Consider the following 20,229-nt stretch of genomic DNA (forward strand, 5'->3'; position numbering starts at 1 on the left):
AAGCGGTAGATAGGACGTACCTAGATATCGTCTCCTTTTTATGAGAAAATAGCATCAACAAACATAACAGCACTTTGCTGATTCAATAGACTTTACACTCTTTTTAGTGATAGTTATGTAGTAGTTAGATTATGAAATTTTTTGCAACTTTTCGCTGTGTTCCCGGATTCCGCTTTTCATAACATTGATATCAGATTGCATTGATTCAATCTTTGCAGTAGCTTTTTCGTAGCGTTTTGCAGCAGGTAGATAATTTTGTAATAATAATTTGATATCAGTACAAATTTCATTCTCAATTATTAAATTGATTCTTGTTTGTTCATCTTTTATTTGTTGAATATCAAGTTTTAGCGGTTCGACTTCTGCTTTTATCTTTTTTTCAATAATTTCAGATATTGCAAGTAACAATTCGTTATCTGACATTTTATCATACTCCTTTTTTGGTTGTCCCATCTGTTAAATAGAAATATACCACATCCAGAGTATAAAGTCTATTCAATTATCAACGAATCATGAAGGGTTATCACAGCCTATAATGAAAATAGGAGGGGGCTGGCTCCACTACTGTTTTAGCTTCCTGTCTTGATTTATAATAGTTTCAGGCAGGATTAAGTTTGGACGCACCTTGGAGGATCTGCACCCCGTTTTTCAACGTAAATGTTTTGCCCTTGAGCACAGCATATTGTCGCGCCTTTTATGGTTAGCACGAGTAGCAAAGTCCGTATCACCTCGGGCAAATCTCCTGCCCATTCAATTGCAAAGGAGATGCTCTGTATGAAAGACCTTCTGGAAATTTCCTGTGGGCTGGATGTCCACAAAGATAAAATTGTTGCCTGTATCCTGACTGGCCCTTTGGGCAAGCCGACAAACTCTGAAATCCGGGAGTTCCGTGACTTAAACCGTTACCGTAAGAGCGTCATCCGTGACATCACATCCCAGAAAAACAGGGTTGAGAAGTTTCTGCAAAGCTCCGGCTTCCGTCTGTCCTCTTTTATTTCAGATATTTTTGGTGCTTTAGGCAGGAACATCATACGACACCTGATTGAACATGGGCAGATTGACAGGGCTTCTTTGGATTCCTGCTTAAAAACAAAGACGAGAAATCATATCGATGAAATCCTCATGTCTGTAAATGGAACCCTGTCAGAACATCAAAAAGCCTTCTTGAAGATTCTTATGGACCATTATGATTCCTTAAAAGGACATCTTGCTGAAATCGAGAAGAGCCTTGAGGCGGACATGTCCCCATTTGCCTTGCAGGTGGAGCAGCTGAGCAGCATTTATGGAATCAGCACAACGGCTTCCTGCGCAATCATTGCTGAGATCGGCATTGACATGAAGCCGTTCAAAACTGCGGAGCATATCTGCTCATGGGCAGGTCTGTGCCCGGGCAATAATGAAAGCGCAGGGAAACGTAAAAGCACATCCGTCACCAAAGGCAACCCTTGCATAAAAAGTATGCTTTGCGGAATTGCCTGGGTGATTGCCGGAAAACGAAATCCCTATCTGTCTGCTTGGTACTGGAGGCTCAAACAGAAGAAGGGAGCTAAAAAGGCTACTATTATTGCCCTTGCAAGAAAACTTCTTGTAATTATTTACACCATGCTAAAGCAAGGAACTCTTTTCGATGAATCCTGTTTTGAAGCCAGACGCAAAAGCTGCGAACAAAAACAGCTTTCCTGATACATACATGAATTAGAGAAACATGGCTATCATGTGGAAGTGCAAGCCTGATTTTTCTGTAATACCAATATTTCACTGACAGCAGCCATTTTTATGACTGCTTTATCGTGTTGCTTTTATGATTGTTGAAAACATTTGTTGTCAAGGTTCAGTTCTTGGTTACGAGTTTTATTTTCGTAGCAAGGTGCATAGCTAAGATCTATGTGCGAAGTTTGAGTTAATAAGGAAGGAACAGCAAAAATGCAGACACAAACAGTTAGAATTGCGGTCACGAAGAAAGGCAATGTTATTGACAGAGTAGGAAAATCAAGTATTTATCAGGAGAAGACAAATTTTTCCGGCGGTTCTGTTAAATGGCATCAGGACAAGCCGAGGAAAGAAAGCAGGTAATCAAAGGATGGGCGAATGGTTTTTGTAGGGTTCGATTCCCTGCACGCCTGCTAATTCAATAGGCCATTGAATCAATAAACAATTCATACAAAATCAATTTGAAAGGAAAGGAGCTAATAGTTATGGCAGGTGTGGACTTGGCAGTATTGTGGCTCTATTGTGATAATGAAATGCGGCTGTTGAAAAAGATTTCAAAGTCAATCTTTTCAAGGTTTAATGAACCTCTGGCAAAAGCTGACTACGATGATTTCTATTCCATCGCAAATTTGACCTTATGGCGGGCTTATAACTCATACAATTCTGATATGGGTATCAGCTTCGAAGGGTTCCAGTACTCTTGTTTACAGAAAAAGTTTAAAACGGAACTGACACGCAGACACCGGCAGAAAAGGATTTTAAATCAGTTTGCCATATCCTTAGATGGAATTATGAGAAATGATGAAGAATGTAATTTGTTAGATTTCTTATCATCTGATTTTGATACGTTTGAGGAAGTGGCAAAGAGACAGGAAGGCGGACAGTATCAAGATAAGGTTCAACAGTACATTTCAAGGTTATCCAATGAGCAGGTAAACATACTAAACCTTCTGATTGATGGATATAAGGTTAATGAGATATGCCGGATATTAGAAATTTCTGAAAAGAGATATGCAGAAAACATGCAGACTATGAGAAGTTATGAGAACGTAAAAATTTTATTCTAGGGAGGAAATTATCATGATTAGAAAACAGACCTACAGTTTAGATCAGTACTTAAAACTGATGAAGGCAGAGACAATTCGTAGTGGTCAGGAGTGCCAGAGAAGATCCGGTCAGTGGAATTCTAACATGGTCAATGAGTTGATTTTCACGGTGCTTACGGAAAATTATATTCCGCCTATCATCCTTGGAGAAGAGATTGTAAATGGAATCACAAAACAATGGATCATAGATGGCCTCCAACGTTCAAGCACTCTTTCCATGTTCCGCTATGCTAATACCAGAATTACAAAAAATCTGGATGAATCCATTGTAACCTATCAGCGGAAAATTTTAGATGAAAACGGAAACCCGAAGCGAGATGAACAGGGGGAAATCATATGGGAATCTGTAGAATACGACATCCGCAACAAGACCTATAATCAGCTTCCAGAGGAATTAAAGGATCGGTTTAATGGTTATCAGATTGAGGTTGCCATACACCAAAATTGTGATACAACGGAAATTTCAAAGTTAGTCCGCAAATATAACAATCATACGGCCATGAATACGGCACAAAAAGGATTTACGTATATGGATGAATTTGCATCGGAGATACGTAATATCGCAGAAAACCGCTTTTTTCTTGATGTGTATAACTGTAGCCGCAATGACAGGAAAAACGGGACACTGGAACGTGTAATCAGTGAAACGGCTTTGCTATGCAACTTTCCTGACTTGTATCGAAAGGACACGAAAACAAATTTTAAAGCACTGAATGAGAATGCAAGCATTTCCGACTTTAATAATCTGAATGATCTGCTGACAAGGCTGACCATATCTGTGGAAAAAACAAAGGATATTAGGGCATTATTCAACAGTAAACACGCCCATATATTTGTGACAGCATTCAAGACATTTGTTGAATCAGGATGGAAAGACAAAGATTTTGGAAAATTTCTTGAGTGGTTTGTAAACGGAGGCAAGGAAACAGAGATTGATGGGGAATCTTGGGAAATGTGGGATGCGAATAAAGCAACAAGAGATTCAAGCGTGGTACATGGAAAAATTGATTATCTTGTGAAAGTGATGGAACAGTACTTAAAGGAAGTCAGACAGGCGGCATAGCAGAAAGGGGGAGCTTGACTTCCCCTTCTATATAAAAATGGAGAAAATAACATGTATACAATATCAAATATTCTTGCAGATATAGACCAAGGCTGTGTGGCTACAACATGGTTGAGGACAGGTTTTCATATAGGATTATATTTTTTGTAAACGAAGGGAATAAAGGTTCCAAGCATTATATGGATACTGTTTATAGTGGCTTGCGGAAATCCTTAGAAAGCATTATCAGAAAACACCTTTCTTTGACCAATAATGTTGTGATATCAGAAACAACAGTTTTAAAGAATGGGAAATATGTCTGTTTGCAGAGCAGGTCGTATTCATTTAGCTTGGATGGGTACTTTAAGCAGATAAGTGGAGAATGTAGAGATAGTAACAGAAGCGGAAAATATAACAGGTATGCGGTAGGATAGTCAATTTAATAACAGATAGCGGAAAGGGTAAAGGGAAAACTATGAATAAAAGAATTAATCTAACGAAGGAAGAATTACAGTTAATTCATGTGGCTTGTATGATGTATGGAAATGAATTGTCGGATATATCAAAGAAACATTCACCGACCAAAGGCATGTCTGAATCTTTAAAAGCGAGAGCGGAAGAATTTTGGAACCTTGGGAAGAAAATAAAAATACATATGGAAGGTGCATATGAAACAGGCCATAAAGCTGATGACTAAGTAGTCGAGACAATAATAATTTATTAAAGAAGAGATTGTAATAGGGGCTGCCTATATACAGATAGTCTTTATTAAATGGAAAGATTAATGATATGTACAATGTAGAATAGCGGAAACGCTGCGCCTATTACTAAAATGTTATGATTGTTTATCTATTAAAAAGATGCTATAATAAATACAATATTTAACAAGCGGAAAGGCGGTTTGCTGTGTAAAATTGCCAATATTCAAAAAGAAAATTTACTCATAAAGCATTTTTAGAAGTGAAATAGTATAAAATAATCTTAGCAATGGCAGGAGGTTGTTATGATGTCAGCAGCAATAAAGGGTTACTATGATGGAAACCAAATAGTTGTGAATGAAGATGAGCGTAAGAATCTTAGTGCTGGAGATGAAGTGATTATTACTATTTTAAATAGAGCTGATAAGAAAAGGGATGAGATAAAAGTAGAAAAAAGAAAAAGTTTAATTGAATGGGACTCTTTTGCTATTTCTAGCGGAAGAACTGCAGAGGAGATAGATCAATATATAAGAGAATTGAGAGGATAGTATCAATGATTTTCTCATAATAAGAAAGAATAGGAGTGATGCTGTATGCGGAAATTAAAAGTATACTTAGATACATCGGTTATCAGCTATTTATTACAAGAAGATGTGCCTGAAAAGATGGCAGATACAAGGCAATTATGGGAAATGTTTAAGGCTGGAAAGTATGAGGTGTATTTGTCTACGGTGACATTGGAAGAAGTGGCAGATTGTTCAGAGCCGAAAAGAAATAAAATGTATGATTATTTGGAGCAGATAGATTATACACCTCTTGAAATAACAGATGATATGTCAGATATTGCACAACAAATTATTGATATGGGAATATTAACTAAGAAGAGTTTTGATGATTGCCAGCATATTGCCGCTGCTGTTGTCAATGCTTGTGATTGTATCATTTCATGGAACTTTAAGCATATTGTCAATATTAAAACAATCAGAGGTGTCAGAGCTATTACAAATCTGAAAGGTTATAAACCTATTGAGATTCTGAATCCCTCTGTATTATTAGAAAGTGAGGAATGAATATGGAAAAGCCCATTTTAAGTCCTAATTTTACAATAGAGGATATCCATAAATTAAGAGAGTATAACTATTATCTTACGAAGGATATGGAACCGCAGGAAAGACGAGATTATTATAATAAACGTGGTATGGAAGTACACAGACAAATACAGGAAAGGAAGCTACAGAAGGCATAACATTAAAAATTTAACATTTGGAAAATCAGAATGTTAAAAATGTGAGAGGCACCAACGGATGAATCAATCATCTGAAGGTGCTTCTTTTGTGTCCTGCTGCCTATTATGGATTTCAGTAACAGCTTTCTGGAGATATATATTTTTCCAATTCTGCTTGATAGTTTCCTGTTGTAATTGTGTGATACGTTTGTTTAGATATTGCTCCATCCAGTCCATGAGCCAGTGAGGAATAAGGTGTTCTGGTAGTTTCTGAACGATGGAAAATATGAGTTCTTCTAATTTGTTATATATCTTGTGTAAAAAATCTTTTATTCTGTTTGATTTTCTGATTTCTATGTCTATCACAATCAACTCCCTAAAATTTATTGTGTATCTTGGGAAAGCAGCATATTTCATTAATAGTATAGGTCAAAATGGAGAAAAAGACAATGGAACTTATAAAACGAAGCTTATACGAAGCTTATATGAATACATTTGATTTCGTGTAGGGTAGTTATTGCATCATTTTATAAAGAAATGGGGAAGAAAATCTTACATGAAAATAGTTATGGATTTTGTGGAGGAATTAGGATGGAAAATAAGATATTTGCCTATATGAGAATATCAACTAACCATAAAACCCAAAAGATGGATAGGCAGAAACAAACCATCATTGAATATTCTGTGAATAACGGATTCAATATTGATGAATTTATTTCGGACGTCATTACTGGAGGAACAAAAGCAGATAACAGACCAAATTATCATAATATGAAGAAATAGTTTCGGAATGGTGACACACTGATTATATCTGATGTAGACCGTTTGGGAAGAAATGCGGATGATGTAATTATGGAAATTAAGGACTTACAATCAAAAGGGATTAGAGTTGTTGCCCTGGATGTTCCATTCCTGAATGATTGGGAAAAGATGAATGATGATAGTCTGTCAAAGATGATAATGAAATCGTATCTATATCCCCCATTTGAAATGGGGGCCGAGGCAAAGCCGTAGCGTTACCTAGAGTAAAAAAATCCTCCTATGTTACAATTCTTAAGGAAAGTATCAGATTCAGAGCAGAAAAAGAGAACAGCTTTATACAAAAGATAAAACTGCTCGGAATGTGATTCTTTCCAATTGTACCAATTCGCGGACGTGCAGCCGGTATGTATATGGGGATAGTATCTTTTCCAGCTCCCTTAAACAGGAGAATCCTATGAAAAAAGCTGTGAAGACAGGTCTTTGTTATGCGGTATTCGTATTTAAGGGCATGCTTCACAGACCTTCCGCCGGGAGGTCTTGAAAAACAGTATGAAAAAACGCTGTTTTATCCGGAAGCCGCATACATTCTTCCAAGCTGCTTCATGGAAGCACAGCCGCACTCCGGGCAGATGCGGATATCAAAACCCCAGACCGCTTTGAGCAGTTCTGCCATGGCCATACCGGCATAACGCTGCCGGAAACGCTGTCCGCCCTGAAGTTTAAAAATAACCGTCAGGTTGTGTGTCTTCATGCGGTTGTTCAGGAAACCATAGTACCGGATTTTCTGAAAACCGGAAGGCAGGACGTGCATCAGATAGCGGCGGATGAATTCAATGTTGTCCAGTGTAATGGTGCGTTTTGGGCCGCCGGGTTTTAAACCTCTGGCAGAAAAAGAGACCGAATCCCGTGAAACGGAAAGGAGCCTGCTGTTTGAAACAGCAATTCTGTGGGTGTAACGCCCAAGATATTCAATTGCATTGCCGAATCCGTTGAATGTTTCTTTTATGTAAGGGCACCAGTCCTTTGCATAAAGGGAATCCTTCCACTTCCTGAAAGAGCAGGGATTTTTAAGAGCGGAGCAGGAGGAAGGAAAAACAAGGGAGCCGTCCTTATAAAGCAGGCTGAGGCAGGCCATAAACTTTCCCTTGAATTTATCCCTCAGAACCCTGACCGGAATAAAAAAGTTATTGGAAGAGAGGCGTATCTTATGGTCCTTTGTAAGGCCGCCTCCGGAAACAATACAGTGCATATGGACATGGTAGGAAAGCTCCTGGTTCCAGGTATGGAGGATCTGTATGATGCCGGGCACAGCCCCGAGATATTTCCTGCTTGAAGCTAATTCGAGAAGGGTCTGGGCGCAGCATCTGTGGAAGAGTCCGTAAAGGAGCTTTTGGTTGTGGTAAAAGAGCGGCCCCAGTTCATGTGGAAGAGTAAATACCACATGGAAATAGGGGGAATCGATAACCTCGGCCCTGCGCTTGTCCGCCCAGATTTCTTTTAAGACAGCCTGACAGTCAGGGCAGCTGCGGTTACGGCAGGAATTATTGTGGAATACCATATGTCCGCAGCAGTCACAGCGGCTTACGTTACACCCGAGGGAAGGGGATTTACATTTCAGGATGGAATGTGCCGCTTTACGCTGTACATCCGACAGATAAGGCGCTTTTGCGGAATAAGCCTGATAAGAAGCTTCAAATACCTGCCGGATCTTAAATTCACCCATGAGAAACACCTGCCATGCGGTCAAAAGGGCTGACGGCGGAGCCGGTGCCATTGGAGGCCAGATGGACATAAATGGCGGTGGAGCTTAAAGATTTATGTCCCAGCAGAGCTTTAATGGTAAGCAGGTCAACGCCATCCTCATACAGATGGGTGCCGAAAGCATGCCGGAAAGAATGGCAGGTGAGCCTGCGTTCCCAGCCAAGGCGGTCCTCATGGGCATGGATATGTCTGGAAAGGAAAAAGGTGTCAATGGGCCTGTCCTGTCCGTTCTGCTTGGGGAAAAGATATCCCCGGGGTTTTCCGTATTGAAACCAGTACTGGGTAAGCAGGTCAAGAGCGGCTGTTGAAAGGATGGCATAGCGGTCATGCCGGTTCTTGCCATGAGTGATGTGGAGCCTGAGATTCTTTCTTTCAACATCTTCATAACGCAGGGAGCATACCTCGCCGATGCGGAGGCCGGAGGAATACATCAAAGCGGTCATGGTCTTCTGCTTCAAATCAGGCATAGTGGAAATGAAAGTCCAGGTATCCTGTCTGGAGGGGACATAGGGAAGATATTCATCGAACCTGCGGAAGGGGAGCTGGGTATCGTCCCATGTTTTGTGGAGGACATAGATGGTAAAAAAGCGGAGCTGTGAGATGGCACAGTTGATAGTCCTGTCAGAAAGGTTTCTGGAATTCTGGAGCCAGCGGATATAATCACGCAATTCATTCCAGGAAACATCTTCGGGAGCTTTAAGGAGAAAGCGGGAAAGGTAATCCAGATAGGCACGGATATAGGTGCAGTAGTTAGTAAGGGTATGCTCAGCAAGACCGCGGAGGGAAATCATTTCCCTGAAAGAATCTAAATAATTGTCCATGATAAAATCTCCTTTGAAATGTAATAAAACAGCGGTTACATATCAAAAGTGGGGAGGCGGACGGATAAAAAAGAAGAATATGTAGTTGTTGAGATTAAAAAACCATGATAAACTAAGCATAGCAGTTTTTAAAGTTATGAAGTTGTTTGGTGTGGTAACTTAACAATACATCATAAATTTAAAAACTGCTATATTTTATGGCAGAAAATTGAAACTAAATGTACTTAGGGCTAGCCGTCGCGCTAGCGACTTGGTACAATGATATTGGTTTCGCAGGCCATATCAAAACATAGGAGGTATCCAAAATGGATAATCAAAGTATACAACATACTCGTTGGAATTGCACGTATCATATAGTGTTTATTCCAAAATATCGTAGAAAAATTATGTATGGAGAAACAAAAAGAGACATAGTGGAAATTATTAAGAAACTATGTGAGATGAAACAGGTACAGTTAATCGATGGGAAAGTATGTGTGGATCATATTCACATGTATGTGGCGATACCGCCCAAAATGTGTGTTTCGGAATTTATGTCATACCTAAAAGGTAAAAGTACACTGATGTTGTTTGACAGAAACCCAGAGTATCGAAGTAAATATGGGGATAGACATTTCTGGGCAAGAGGATATTACGTTTCAACAGTGGGAAATGTGAATGAAGAGACAGTACGCAGATACATTCAGGAACAAGAAGAGAATGATAAACTAGAGGACGGAAGAAAGTAGTGAGCCCTACATAGGAGGGCAACCAGAAATAATGGTACTGCAAAATCCCGCCTCTGGCGGAACCAGTAATAATCCCCGGAGGGGTAAAATCTAAACCCCCATTTGAAATGGGGGTTGCTAACTTTGATGTGTTGCTTAAAAAGTTGGAGCAAGAAGAAGAGTCTGTTATACGGGGGTATTATGATAAGGGGATTGAAAAGGAGAATTATGAGTTGGAAGGGGTCTATATACAGGGTATGAAGGATGGGATTTGTTTTTTGCTTGGGTTGGGGTTGCTTCGGGTTAATGATTGGCCGTTGTAATGTTATTTTTTATTTAGAGAGAAAGCTGTGTCAATGATGGCATGGCTTTTCTGTTTTTTAGATAGATATACAATATGTTGTGATTTACAAAAATAAAGTACAATATACAGTTGAAAATGAATGAATTCAATGATATACTTTGTAAGAACGTATATTCGTTTTGAAAGGGGCTATATGAAAATGACTAAGGTTGCTAAAGTCCAGAGATTGTTGATTACACAACAGGAAATGGTATTAATTAAAAATAGTAATGAAACCAAAAACATAGAGGTATATGGAAATCTGTATGATTGTGTTCAAGAATATAAAAAATTATCTAAAGCAGATCTGGATAATAATAGAGTGTTCGACAAAAAAGCTAGGACTGTATTATTGAATCCGGAAAACAAAAAAATAATGATGAATAAAATAATGGAAGAATGGTATTCTGTAAAGAATTTTGATGTTGTGGATACCCTTATTAAATGTCAATTATGTGGAAGACCTAATAAGTATATATTTTATATCCATAACAAAATTACAGATACCAATTTACATATTGGTTCGGAGTGCGTAAAAAATTATTCTGATATTACTGGAATCAAGCAACAGAAGAAGAATTTATCTCAATTGCAGAGGGAGCAGGTACAGCAGAAAAGAAAAATAGACTTTGAGATACTTGAAGGAGATGAAATAGGATTTATTGAAGGTGCAGAAAATAGATTCAAAGAATTTCCGGTTATGTTACCGTATAAATTATATAATGGAATTGTGGATGTGATTTATCAACTCAATCTTTCTAAAAGTGCTTATATAAAGAGTGGCGGAGACTTAAAAGAGGTGTTTTCAATTTATTGTGCATTAAAAGAAAAATTTATTAACCTATATGAACAGGCAGAAAAGCATTATAGAAATGTAAAAAATAATCCATTGTCCTGTGATAAAGAAACAGCTGAATGGTTAGTAAAAAATAACAAATCTATTTGGGAGAAAGTATCTAAAAATAATGGAGTATTTGATGTAGATACATTGAAGAGGGTGCATGACGAAAGATATGTGAATAAGAAAATTAGAAAAATTATAACACATTTAAAGGATAAGGATATAAAAATTTTGCAAATTAGTAAGTCATATATACATTTTTCAATTAAGAATGAGCGGTATGTTTATCCAGTTACTTTTATGATGCATTTAAAAAAATTTATGGAAAATGTAGGATGTTATGCACTTACGGATGGACAATATAAGTTTGGAAAAGAAAATTTGCAGGATATTATAATAGAAGATACAAACAAAAATTTTCAAGCTGTTTATAATAGTATTAGAGATTTGTTAAACAAAAATGGATATGACTTTATTGTTGAAGATAAAACAGCACAAGCATATTGGAAAAAGTTATCTCAATATGGATGTAGAAGTAGATGGAATGACCGTGTATATTTTACAGGGCCAATGTATAAAAAGTCTAATATTTCATTGCTCCTTAAAACATTATCATTATTTTTATTACATGACGAAGCTTATTTAGAGAGGAACTTTAATATCATTATAAAACAAATGGAAAGTGGGAAAGTTTGGCTAACACAAAAAGAAAAGAATGATTATGAAGAAGCGGCAAAATATGCCAGAGGAATGCAAAAACAAAAAGAATATATACCATATTAATAATTTTTGTGTGTTCGGTGGAGGAATTAATTTAGGGATGTTTTTGCTTATGTTTCAAGGAATTTTATGATTTTAGAGTAGTCATTTTCGGTTCTTATGATACAAAATGTATAAGTTTTGAGCGGAGTTCGATAGAGCAGCAAATTTAATAGCATTCCATTAATAAATAATCTGCCATTTTCTTATGGGAATATTAAGAAAATGGCGGATTTTATTACATCATAAATCCTAGTAAAATAGTGGGAATTATATTAAATATGAGTAGTTCGGTATGGTTTTCGAGGTGAATATTGGGAAAACAGGGGATTTTTGTTTTAAAAGAGAATGATTATCATTTAGAAGTGTTGGAATTATGGGTATTGCTGAAATGCTAGAAATTTTAAGGGATTATTGATGATTGAGGGGAAGGGAGTTTTTGTGTTCGATAATGTTTAGAAAAATATGGTACAAATAAATACAATATCTTATGCGTTTAAATGACTTGTGATACGATATATGGAAATGATTTAAGCAGAATATGTGATTAAATACTTATTACAGATAATAAATATAATTATCAAATACAGATGCATGATTATGATGTGATACGAAACATGCTAAATAAAGTTGTTTGGAAGGAAAAGTACATATGAATATATTAGTAATCGGAAATGGATTTGACCTTGCTCATGGATTGCCAACGAAATATACAGATTTTCTGGAATGGATAACAAAATATCAGCAATTTTATTCATATTCAACACGAAAAAGAGCAGCAGGATATAGAGAAACAAATGATTCTATTTTAAAATATTTCAATAAACTTTTTTATGATAATATGAATAAAGATATATGTGATGAAATTTATCGTTTAGTATATGATAATATTTGGATACAATATTTCCAGCAATGTAAAATGTATAAAAAAGAAAATTGGATTGATTTTGAGAGTGAGATTTCTGAAGTGATTCAGTTATTTGATAAAGAAATGCATAAACACAGTGAAAATGATACCTTTCGAGAGGCTATAAATGATTATCATATGGAATTTTATTGTAAAAGAGGTAGAAAAGATATTATTGCAATACAGTCAATAATAAGAAATTTGCCAGAGGAAATAACTTTTAAAGAAATAAGAAATAGATTTTTAGATGATTTAAACAGACTTATTAGGGTGCTTGAAATATATTTGTGTGATTATGCTGAAAAATTAGTAATAGAAAAGAAGTCACCAGATATACAGGGTTTAGAAGTTGATTTTATTCTTTCGTTCAATTACACCCATATATTTTCAAAATTGTATAGTGTATCAAGTCAATCTAAAAAAGAGATAGCTGATCCATTTGATTATTTGCATGGTGAAGCTAAAATAAATAATACGATAGAAACAAATAATATGGTACTTGGTATAGATGAATACCTACCTAAAAAAAGAAAGAACGAAGAAACAGAATTTATTGCTTTCAAGAAATTTTATCAACGGATATATAAGCAAACAGGAAACGAATATAAAAGATGGGTAGAAATAATAAAGAACCATATGCAAGAAATTGATGATAAAATAAAGAAACAATATCCAGTGCAAATACCATATAATAAGATACCGAATAAATGTAGGAACCAACTGTTTATTTTTGGTCATTCTTTGGATATTACGGATAAAGATGTTTTAAGAGAAATGATTTTAAATGATAATGTATATACAACGATTTATTATCCTGACAAAAAAGAGTTAGGAAGAAAAATTGCAAATTTAGTAAAGATTATTGGGCAGGATGAATTGATTAGAAGAACAGGAGGGAATACTAAAACAATTCAATTTGTGTTGCAGAAACCTATGGAGAAAATAAAAGATTCATAATTCAGTGTGACCGACTACAACGAAAACAAGCCATTTTTCGCACTCATATGTGCTAAAAACATTGAAAAATAGCATTTCTTCATATGGCTCATAAAGGATTATTTATTTTGCTTTTATCATATAGGGGAATAGGGAAGGGAAAATACAATGATTAGTGAAACGGTTAATATTATAGTATGATAACATGTATGCAAACTTAAAGAGGTGTAAGGTATCTGCATATGATGTTAGTGGTAAGAGAATTAAAGGTAATATAGATTTAGTCTTACCATATCTACAAGCATGTCTTAGAGAATAGGTATATGCTCCTTGTAAGAAATGCAATCCGTAGAGTTGCGAAAAAATTTCACTTGAAAACCATAGACAGATCATTTATAATCAATGTAGAAGGTAACGGAGATATTGGACGTCCCCATTACCCTAGACGGAAACTAATGCAAAATGATTTACAAGTTACACGAGCTATCCCCTATTTGCGGTAGAGGATAGCTTTTTTCTGTCTATTTACGGTTGCTGTGATTATCTATGTAAGTTAAGGCGGCAAATACCACCAGAAGCAACGTCAAAATTTCTAACGTATTCACAATAATCTCCTTTCCGTTTCCGAAAAGGGCAACCGAGGAACTATCCCCATACTGCTACACTGATTAGAATTAGCTTACCATATATGACAGAAAACGACAAGATTTTTATTCGGGATTGGATATTTTTGCAAAGAAGTTTCTGCGTAGATTTCTATACCATTTCAAAACCACCTTGTATACTTTTCCGTCTTCCATCACATACTATCCCTAAAAAGAGAGGACATATATCATGGACAATCAAGAGAAAATATACAACTATCTGAAATCTTTTATGGAAGAAAAGGGGTATCCACAAACAAGTAAACAGATGGCTAATGACCTTAATATTCCAGAGCATGAGGTCAAAGAAGCAATAGATAAGTTGCAAGAATCTGGAAGGATAAAAATTACTACTGTTCCAAAGAAAGTTACAATAGAATTTTGTGATTGAAATTAAGGGAAATAAAATAATTAGATGCATAGAAACAGCCAGTCTATTCGTTACTGTTTAGTAGACTGGTTTTGTTTTAAAGAAAAATCCTTGAAAAACATATACATAAAATGATATAATATGACTATATTTTGAATGAAATAGACTAATATCTATAGAAAGGGCGCATTATGGAAGCAATCAGACCATCTTCAGATTTAAGAAACCATTATAGTGAAATATCCAGACAATGCCACGAAGAAAGAAATCCTGTCATTATTACAGTAAATGGCCGTGGTGATACAGCGATTTTGGGCTTACAAGATTATTACCAGATGAAATCAGAACTGGAACTATTGCGTACACTGGCAGAGGCTGAAAATGATGTTGTAAATGGAAGAGTTGCACCAATGCAAGGCACATTTGATGATATCAGAAAATCCTTGTTGGAGAGAAAAGAGGATGAAGTATAATATAGTCAGGACAGACAAGGCGGATGAACAATTAAGGGAGATTATTTTTTATATTGCAGATGATTCCGGCAGCATAGACATAGCATTAAATTACCTTGATAAAATTGAGAAAGCAATAGGCCGATTAGAAGACTTTCCCATGTCTGGAAGTATACCACGATATTCTATTTTGAGGAAACAGGGATATAGAGTTCTTATTGTGGAAAGGCATCTGGTATTTTATAAGATTAATGAGGATAAAAAAGAGGTTATTATATATGCGATTGTGGATGGAAGACGAGAATACAGGAATTTAATTTGATTGATTTGGAGATGAAGAAAGCCAGTCCGGATAGTGGGCTGGCCCTTTTGAATGGTGTAAAATTAATGTATGGCCAAACACATTAACTTACAGAAAAATTATAGCCTAAATCAAAGCGGATATCAATTAAAACTTCCGCTAAATATTGAAACAATCATTCCGGAAGATGATTCTGTGCGGTTACTCAGTCAGTTTGTGGAGGCAATGGATTTGGCTGACTTATATTCTACTTACGAAAGAATAAATTCCGTATCCCCAAGAACACTTCTGAAGATTGTGCTTTACTCCTACATGAATGGGGATTATTCTTCCCGTTCCATGGAGCTTAACTGTAAAAGAGATATCAATTTCATGTTTCTTTTAGAAGGCGCGCCTGTTCCTGACCATGCAACATTTGCACGGTTCCGGAGCATTCATTTTGCACCTTGTTCTAAGCGGATCCTTGCAGAAATGTCCAATGCGCTTTTTGACTTGGGAGAAATTTCAGGTGAAACGATTTTCATTGACGGCACAAAAATCGAAGCGGCCGCAAACAAATACACGTTTGTCTGGAAGAAAGCCGTAACCAAAAATCAGACAAAGCTTTTGATAAAACTTGCTGATTTTGTGGCGGAGTGCGAACAGCTCTACGATTTAAAGATTGTTTATGGCGACACCGTAAAGATGAAGCATGTAAAGAAACTCCGCAAGAAGCTTTATGCCCTCAAACAGAGTGATAATGTAGTCTTTGTTCATGGCATTGGGAAAAGAAAAACGCCGCTTCAAAAGAGTATTGAAACCCTCGAGGATTATCTGTCCCGGCTCAAAAAATATAATCATCAAATACATATCTGCGGCGGACGGAACAGTTATTCCAAAACGGACCACGACGCCGCCTTTATGAGGATGAAAGAGGACGCCATGGGAAATGGACAGCTAAAACCGGCATATAATCTCCAGCATGGAGTGGATTCCGAATATATTACATGGCTTACCATAGGCCCGCAGCCCACAGATACAACAACATTGGTTCCTTTTTTAAAAGATGCGGAAGAACATCTGAAATTTAAATATAAAAACATAACTGCGGATGCCGGATATGAAAGTGAAGAAAACTATGTGTTTCTTGAAGAAAACGGGCAGCTTTCCTATATAAAGCCTGCCAACTATGAGATTTCAAAAACACGCAGGTACAGGAATGACATAGGAAGAATGGAAAATATGGAGTATGATGCGGAATCGGATGCCTATATCTGCCAGAATGCGAAAAGGCTGGTGCCAGACCATGTGAGACATTCCAAAAGCAAAACAGGTTATAGAAGCGAGAAGACGATTTACAAATGTGAGGACTGCAGCGGATGTCCGTATAAAGCTGAATGCATCAAGGGCAGCAATTGTAAAACGCCGCTGGAAGAAAGGACGAAAACACTTCAAGCTGCCAAGACATTTCTAAAATGCAGACAGGAACTCATTTGTTTCCAGTGAAAAGCGCTTAATTTTAAACATCTCAAAACAAACTTTCAAGCCATGGGAAATGGCTTATTAAAGTATACTCTTTTTATAGAATAACAGGGCGCTCAAGGGATTTTTCTTGAAATCACATATAAAAACAGCAAAAATGAAGCTGCCGTTTCACGAATTTTCATTCGTTAAAGCGACAGCCCCCAATTGCTATTCCATATCCATCTGTGACAGAGGAAAGTGTGTGAGTGATGTAAAAGAATCTTCTAATGTGTCTAACAGATGGAGGGCAGCATCGGGAGTCTTTAAATCGTAGGTTATATAATGTATGATTTCCTGTATCTGTTCTTCTGCCTGAGATGTGATTTTAATATTGTAAGTTTTATCCATTATTGTAACCCCTGTCTTAAATCTGCAAATACATCAGCAACAGGACGTGACTGATCCGCTTTGGCTTGTGACAATCCTTTTTCTATTATGGAGTTAAATTCTTCTGTAGTCAAAGAATCCAGTGTGATAGGTTCTTTTGGCAGAGATAATGAAAACGGGATGCTCTTGGTCATAATGATTTGTTTATATAATGCATTGATAACAACCGATGCAGGTAATCCGAGCTTTGACATGATAGATTCTGCTTGTTCCTTTACTTCCGGTTCAACACGTGCGAGTACATTTGCGCTTTTTGCAGCCATGGTCATACCGCCTTTCTTCTTGGTTTTATATTATTATATGCTATTGTATAACGATTAGCAATACAAAAATGAAAATTCTAAACTTCGTGCTTTAATATCAAATAATTTTGGTCGTCGAAAGAATGATCCTGTTAAGGATAGAAAAGCGTTGGCTGCTTATGTTGAGTTGAAAGGATATAAACATGGAGAAATTGGCAACGGTAGAAAGAAGAAAGACCATAATGGACTTTCTACTTTAGATGAAATTGCAAAAGATCTTAATATGTCTAAGCGTAATCTTCAAAGAGCCTTATGAATTGAACGTAATCTTACAGACTCTACGAAAGAATTGCGTGTTTATTATGTTCTGATTGTATAGTGTGTAAAGGATTTTAAGGCTGATTTTGGGTTTTAGGGGTGTTAGGTGAATTGGTAGGGTGTGGGGATTTAGGGGATATTATATGGATAAGCGTTATCAAGTGTTTGTTAGTTCTACATTTACAGATTTAAAGGAAGAAAGAAAAGCGATTATTGAAGGATTGTTAAATGCTAAATATATACCAGCAGGAATGGAGATGTTTTCTGCTTCTAATGATGAACAGTTTAAATATATTAAAAAGATCATAGATACTTGTGATTATTATGTGCTGATTGTAGAAGCAAGATATGGAACGGTTAATCCAAGTACAGGTAAAAGTTTTACAGAACAGGAATATGATTATGCTGTTGAAAAGAATATCCCTGTTTTAGCTTTTTTTCATGATGATCCCTATAATTTGCCAGCAGAAAAAAGAGATGATGATAAACGTGAATTATTAGAGCAGTTTAGAGCTAAAGTATCTGATGGAAGATTGTGTAAAATGTGGCATACATCAGTGGAATTAATATCATCAGTCATTATCAGTTTGGGTGAAGAGGTTGCTGATAATCCACAAATAGGATGGACAAGGGGGAGCATAGAGGATAGTGTTGAGCTTTTAACGCAGATTAACGAATTGAGAATTAAATTAGATGAAAAAGAAAAACAGATACATTCATTACAAAAGGCTTTAAAAGAATATACCGATATGCCGGATGATTTGGCATGTGGAGGAAATTACTATAAAATTGTAGGAATGAAAGAGGTATATAACGGGACTGATGGGTATGGCCATAAAAAATATAAAGATGAACAAAGAGTAAAAGAAATGACTTGGGATGCAATATTTTCAGCTTTTGCACCATATTTGTTTTCATATGTGAATTATGAAAGTTTTTCAAGTGCATTAAAAAAAGGTATTAATTCAGTTATTGATAATGAATCATTTTTTGGAAGTATCAATGAGGATTGTATACAAACGATAAAGATTCAGCTAAATGCACTTGGATTGATAGAGGTGTCTCCAAAGAAATCAACAGGAATGGGAGTTATCGAATTCATTAAACTTACAGAAAAAGGGAAAACATATTTACTCAAATTAAAATCAGTTAAAAAGGGTTAGAGCAATGATATCAGCCATCAAAAATAAAAAATGGCGGCTGGTATTTTTTTACCCTTGGCAACCGAACGTATATTCGGTATAATCCCGTTTTAAACACTTTGAGGAAATAATAAAAGGCAAAACCATTGAAAATAGAGGGCACTGAAAACCTCCCACTTTTTTGTTGGGAGTTTTCTTATCTCTATATAAACAGCATCTGTGTACAAATTTGCTCTAAAGCATGCAAGGAAAAGCGTTCCCTTACTGCATAACCGGCTCCGTCAGCCTCGTGATTCTCTTGACATTTGCCACAAATGCTGTGATATACATTTGCAGTTCCATGGCAAACAGCCCTCTCGAATCCGCTCTGCGTAATCCGTGGGCTTCTTTTAATTCACCATTCTTTTCTTCAATCCGATGCCGAATCTTCATCCGTTCCCTGAAATATTCACTCTCCTCAAATTTTAGTCTTTCCAGGTTCTTTTCGCTTGCCTGGGTAATGCTGTAACTCCGTTCCTTTGATTTCCCTCTCCCTACACGGCAGCTTTCTCTTAACGGGCATTTCCGGCATCCTTATTGTAACAGAATCCTTCTTCCAGTTTTCCGTTTGCTGCCGCTGCCAACGCCGTATTTGTCCGTGCAATTAATGTAATCCCTTCGCCACAGGCTTCCAGATTATCATCGCTGACATATGCCATATCCCCTATTACTTCTGTCACTTCTATCCCTGTTTCCTGCACCTTTTCTATCAGTCCCGGTAACTCCTGGCCGTCCGGCGCACCTCCATGCGTTACGCTTATCCCCGCAATCAGACGTTCCTCTGTCATTGCCAGGTGGTTTTTATATCCGTAAAATGTGCTCGTTGGCATTTTGTGCCCAAACCGTGCATCTTTGTCATCCTTTGAACGTATATCCCTGATCTTTTCATCCTCAAGCAGTTCCTTCATTTCCCTGGCAAGCTCCTGTATCTTCCCGCTGCCACAGGCTGCTATCCCTTCCTCCAGAGCCTTTAGCAGATTTTTTGTATATGCAATCTCTTCCTCCAGTCCGGCTTCCAGGGATGGTTTTTCGGGGAATTTTTCTGATAAATCAAAAGCATTTTTATAGATTTCCTTCCGGAGCTGTTTACTCATATCCCGCAAAATCTGTGTAGGGGATTTCGCACGGACAGATGCGTTTGTATGGGTGGAATCTACAATAATGGTTCCTGATTTTATCAGACCTTTATCCAAAGCCTGCCGGATCGTTTCCT

Annotated in this window: 21 protein-coding genes and 3 pseudogenes; 16 read left to right on the forward strand and 8 right to left on the reverse strand. The window is 36.8% G+C overall.

Translation table 11 applies throughout. The features are described 5' to 3' along the window. Positions 1-129: 129 nt before the first annotated feature. Positions 130-423, reverse strand: coding sequence for a hypothetical protein (locus VV089_RS02185; RefSeq protein WP_334334798.1), 294 nt, complete (start codon positions 421-423; stop codon positions 130-132). Between the two features lie 351 nt (positions 424-774). Here VV089_RS02185 and VV089_RS02190 point away from each other — a divergent pair, with 351 nt between their 5' ends. From VV089_RS02190 to VV089_RS02215, 6 genes are all read left to right on the forward strand, one after another. After that, a complete protein-coding gene (locus VV089_RS02190) occupies positions 775-1,683 on the forward strand; it encodes an IS110 family transposase (protein WP_334334799.1) in 909 nt (302 codons plus the stop codon). A gap of 512 nt (positions 1,684-2,195) precedes the next feature. After that, positions 2,196-2,777, forward strand: coding sequence for a sigma factor (locus tag VV089_RS02195; RefSeq protein WP_334334800.1), 582 nt, complete (start codon positions 2,196-2,198; stop codon positions 2,775-2,777). 13 nt (positions 2,778-2,790) lie between these two features. Continuing rightward, positions 2,791-3,879, forward strand: coding sequence for a DUF262 domain-containing protein (locus VV089_RS02200; protein ID WP_334334801.1), 1,089 nt, complete (start codon positions 2,791-2,793; stop codon positions 3,877-3,879). A 454-nt stretch (positions 3,880-4,333) separates the two neighbouring features. Beyond that, entirely contained in the window at positions 4,334-4,555 is a 222-nt protein-coding gene (locus tag VV089_RS02205; RefSeq protein WP_334334802.1) for a hypothetical protein, read from the forward strand. Between the two features lie 306 nt (positions 4,556-4,861). Continuing rightward, complete coding sequence (locus VV089_RS02210; RefSeq protein ID WP_334334803.1) at positions 4,862-5,104, forward strand: hypothetical protein; 243 nt, start codon at positions 4,862-4,864, stop codon at positions 5,102-5,104. Positions 5,105-5,149: 45 nt separating this feature from the next. Beyond that, on the forward strand, positions 5,150-5,626 hold the full coding sequence (locus VV089_RS02215) for a type II toxin-antitoxin system VapC family toxin (RefSeq protein WP_334334804.1): 477 nt from the start codon (positions 5,150-5,152) through the stop codon (positions 5,624-5,626). Positions 5,627-5,865: 239 nt separating this feature from the next. Here VV089_RS02215 and VV089_RS02220 read toward each other — a convergent pair whose 3' ends face one another. Further along, positions 5,866-6,147, reverse strand: a complete 282-nt coding sequence (locus tag VV089_RS02220) for a hypothetical protein (protein WP_334334805.1) — start codon at positions 6,145-6,147, stop codon at positions 5,866-5,868. A gap of 249 nt (positions 6,148-6,396) precedes the next feature. On the opposite strand from VV089_RS02220, the pseudogene VV089_RS02225 reads away from it, so the two are divergent. Then, positions 6,397-6,795, forward strand: a pseudogene (locus tag VV089_RS02225) (recombinase family protein). Between the two features lie 313 nt (positions 6,796-7,108). On the opposite strand, the gene VV089_RS02230 reads toward VV089_RS02225, so the two are convergent. After that, entirely contained in the window at positions 7,109-8,266 is a 1,158-nt protein-coding gene (locus tag VV089_RS02230) for an IS91 family transposase (protein WP_334334806.1), read from the reverse strand. Next, positions 8,259-9,125, reverse strand: a complete 867-nt coding sequence (locus VV089_RS02235) for a tyrosine-type recombinase/integrase (RefSeq protein ID WP_334334807.1) — start codon at positions 9,123-9,125, stop codon at positions 8,259-8,261. The genes VV089_RS02230 and VV089_RS02235 overlap by 8 nt, the downstream gene beginning before the upstream one ends. Before the next feature lie 305 nt (positions 9,126-9,430). On the opposite strand from VV089_RS02235, the gene tnpA reads away from it, so the two are divergent. From tnpA to VV089_RS02270, 7 genes and pseudogenes are all read left to right on the forward strand, one after another. After that, on the forward strand, positions 9,431-9,853 hold the full coding sequence (gene tnpA, locus VV089_RS02240) for an IS200/IS605 family transposase (protein ID WP_334334808.1): 423 nt from the start codon (positions 9,431-9,433) through the stop codon (positions 9,851-9,853). Between the two features lie 476 nt (positions 9,854-10,329). Then, on the forward strand, positions 10,330-11,799 hold the full coding sequence (locus tag VV089_RS02245) for a hypothetical protein (RefSeq protein ID WP_334334809.1): 1,470 nt from the start codon (positions 10,330-10,332) through the stop codon (positions 11,797-11,799). 628 nt (positions 11,800-12,427) lie between these two features. Further along, on the forward strand, positions 12,428-13,639 hold the full coding sequence (locus VV089_RS02250) for an AbiH family protein (RefSeq protein WP_334334810.1): 1,212 nt from the start codon (positions 12,428-12,430) through the stop codon (positions 13,637-13,639). An 813-nt stretch (positions 13,640-14,452) separates the two neighbouring features. After that, positions 14,453-14,653, forward strand: coding sequence for a hypothetical protein (locus VV089_RS02255; RefSeq protein WP_334334811.1), 201 nt, complete (start codon positions 14,453-14,455; stop codon positions 14,651-14,653). Between the two features lie 170 nt (positions 14,654-14,823). After that, positions 14,824-15,105 (forward strand): type II toxin-antitoxin system Phd/YefM family antitoxin, encoded by a 282-nt coding sequence (locus VV089_RS02260; RefSeq protein WP_172541718.1) that lies wholly within the window; start codon positions 14,824-14,826, stop codon positions 15,103-15,105. After that, complete coding sequence (locus VV089_RS02265) at positions 15,095-15,406, forward strand: type II toxin-antitoxin system RelE/ParE family toxin (RefSeq protein ID WP_172541717.1); 312 nt, start codon at positions 15,095-15,097, stop codon at positions 15,404-15,406. Before VV089_RS02260 ends, VV089_RS02265 begins: the two co-directional genes overlap by 11 nt. Positions 15,407-15,475: 69 nt before the next feature. After that, positions 15,476-16,852 (forward strand): annotated as a pseudogene (locus tag VV089_RS02270) (IS1182 family transposase); the annotation flags it as partial. 204 nt (positions 16,853-17,056) lie between these two features. On the opposite strand, the gene VV089_RS25175 reads toward VV089_RS02270, so the two are convergent. Further along, positions 17,057-17,236, reverse strand: a complete 180-nt coding sequence (locus VV089_RS25175; protein ID WP_442891454.1) for a type II toxin-antitoxin system RelE/ParE family toxin — start codon at positions 17,234-17,236, stop codon at positions 17,057-17,059. Continuing rightward, entirely contained in the window at positions 17,236-17,538 is a 303-nt protein-coding gene (locus VV089_RS02275; protein WP_172541715.1) for a type II toxin-antitoxin system RelB/DinJ family antitoxin, read from the reverse strand. The genes VV089_RS25175 and VV089_RS02275 overlap by 1 nt, the downstream gene beginning before the upstream one ends. Positions 17,539-17,686: 148 nt before the next feature. Between VV089_RS02275 and VV089_RS02280 the strand changes: the two genes are divergently transcribed. Together VV089_RS02280 and VV089_RS02285 are read left to right on the forward strand one after the other, a co-directional pair. Next, positions 17,687-17,833 carry a hypothetical protein gene (locus VV089_RS02280; protein ID WP_172541714.1) on the forward strand — a complete coding sequence of 49 codons (147 nt, stop codon included), beginning with the start codon at positions 17,687-17,689 and terminating at the stop codon, positions 17,831-17,833. Between the two features lie 145 nt (positions 17,834-17,978). Further along, positions 17,979-18,998: a DUF4062 domain-containing protein gene (locus VV089_RS02285; RefSeq protein WP_334334813.1), complete on the forward strand. Its 1,020-nt coding sequence runs from the start codon at positions 17,979-17,981 to the stop codon at positions 18,996-18,998. Positions 18,999-19,238: 240 nt separating this feature from the next. Here VV089_RS02285 and VV089_RS02290 read toward each other — a convergent pair. Then, positions 19,239-19,487: pseudogene (locus tag VV089_RS02290) on the reverse strand (transposase); the annotation flags it as partial. A 41-nt stretch (positions 19,488-19,528) separates the two neighbouring features. Further along, the gene (locus VV089_RS02295) at positions 19,529-20,209 is read right to left on the reverse strand and encodes a hypothetical protein (RefSeq protein WP_334334814.1); all 681 of its coding nucleotides are present in this window, start codon (positions 20,207-20,209) and stop codon (positions 19,529-19,531) included. Between the last annotated feature and the right edge of the window lie 20 nt (positions 20,210-20,229).

This window comes from Candidatus Merdisoma sp. JLR.KK011 (assembly GCF_036941125.1).
Classification (GTDB): domain Bacteria; phylum Bacillota; class Clostridia; order Lachnospirales; family Lachnospiraceae; genus Laedolimicola.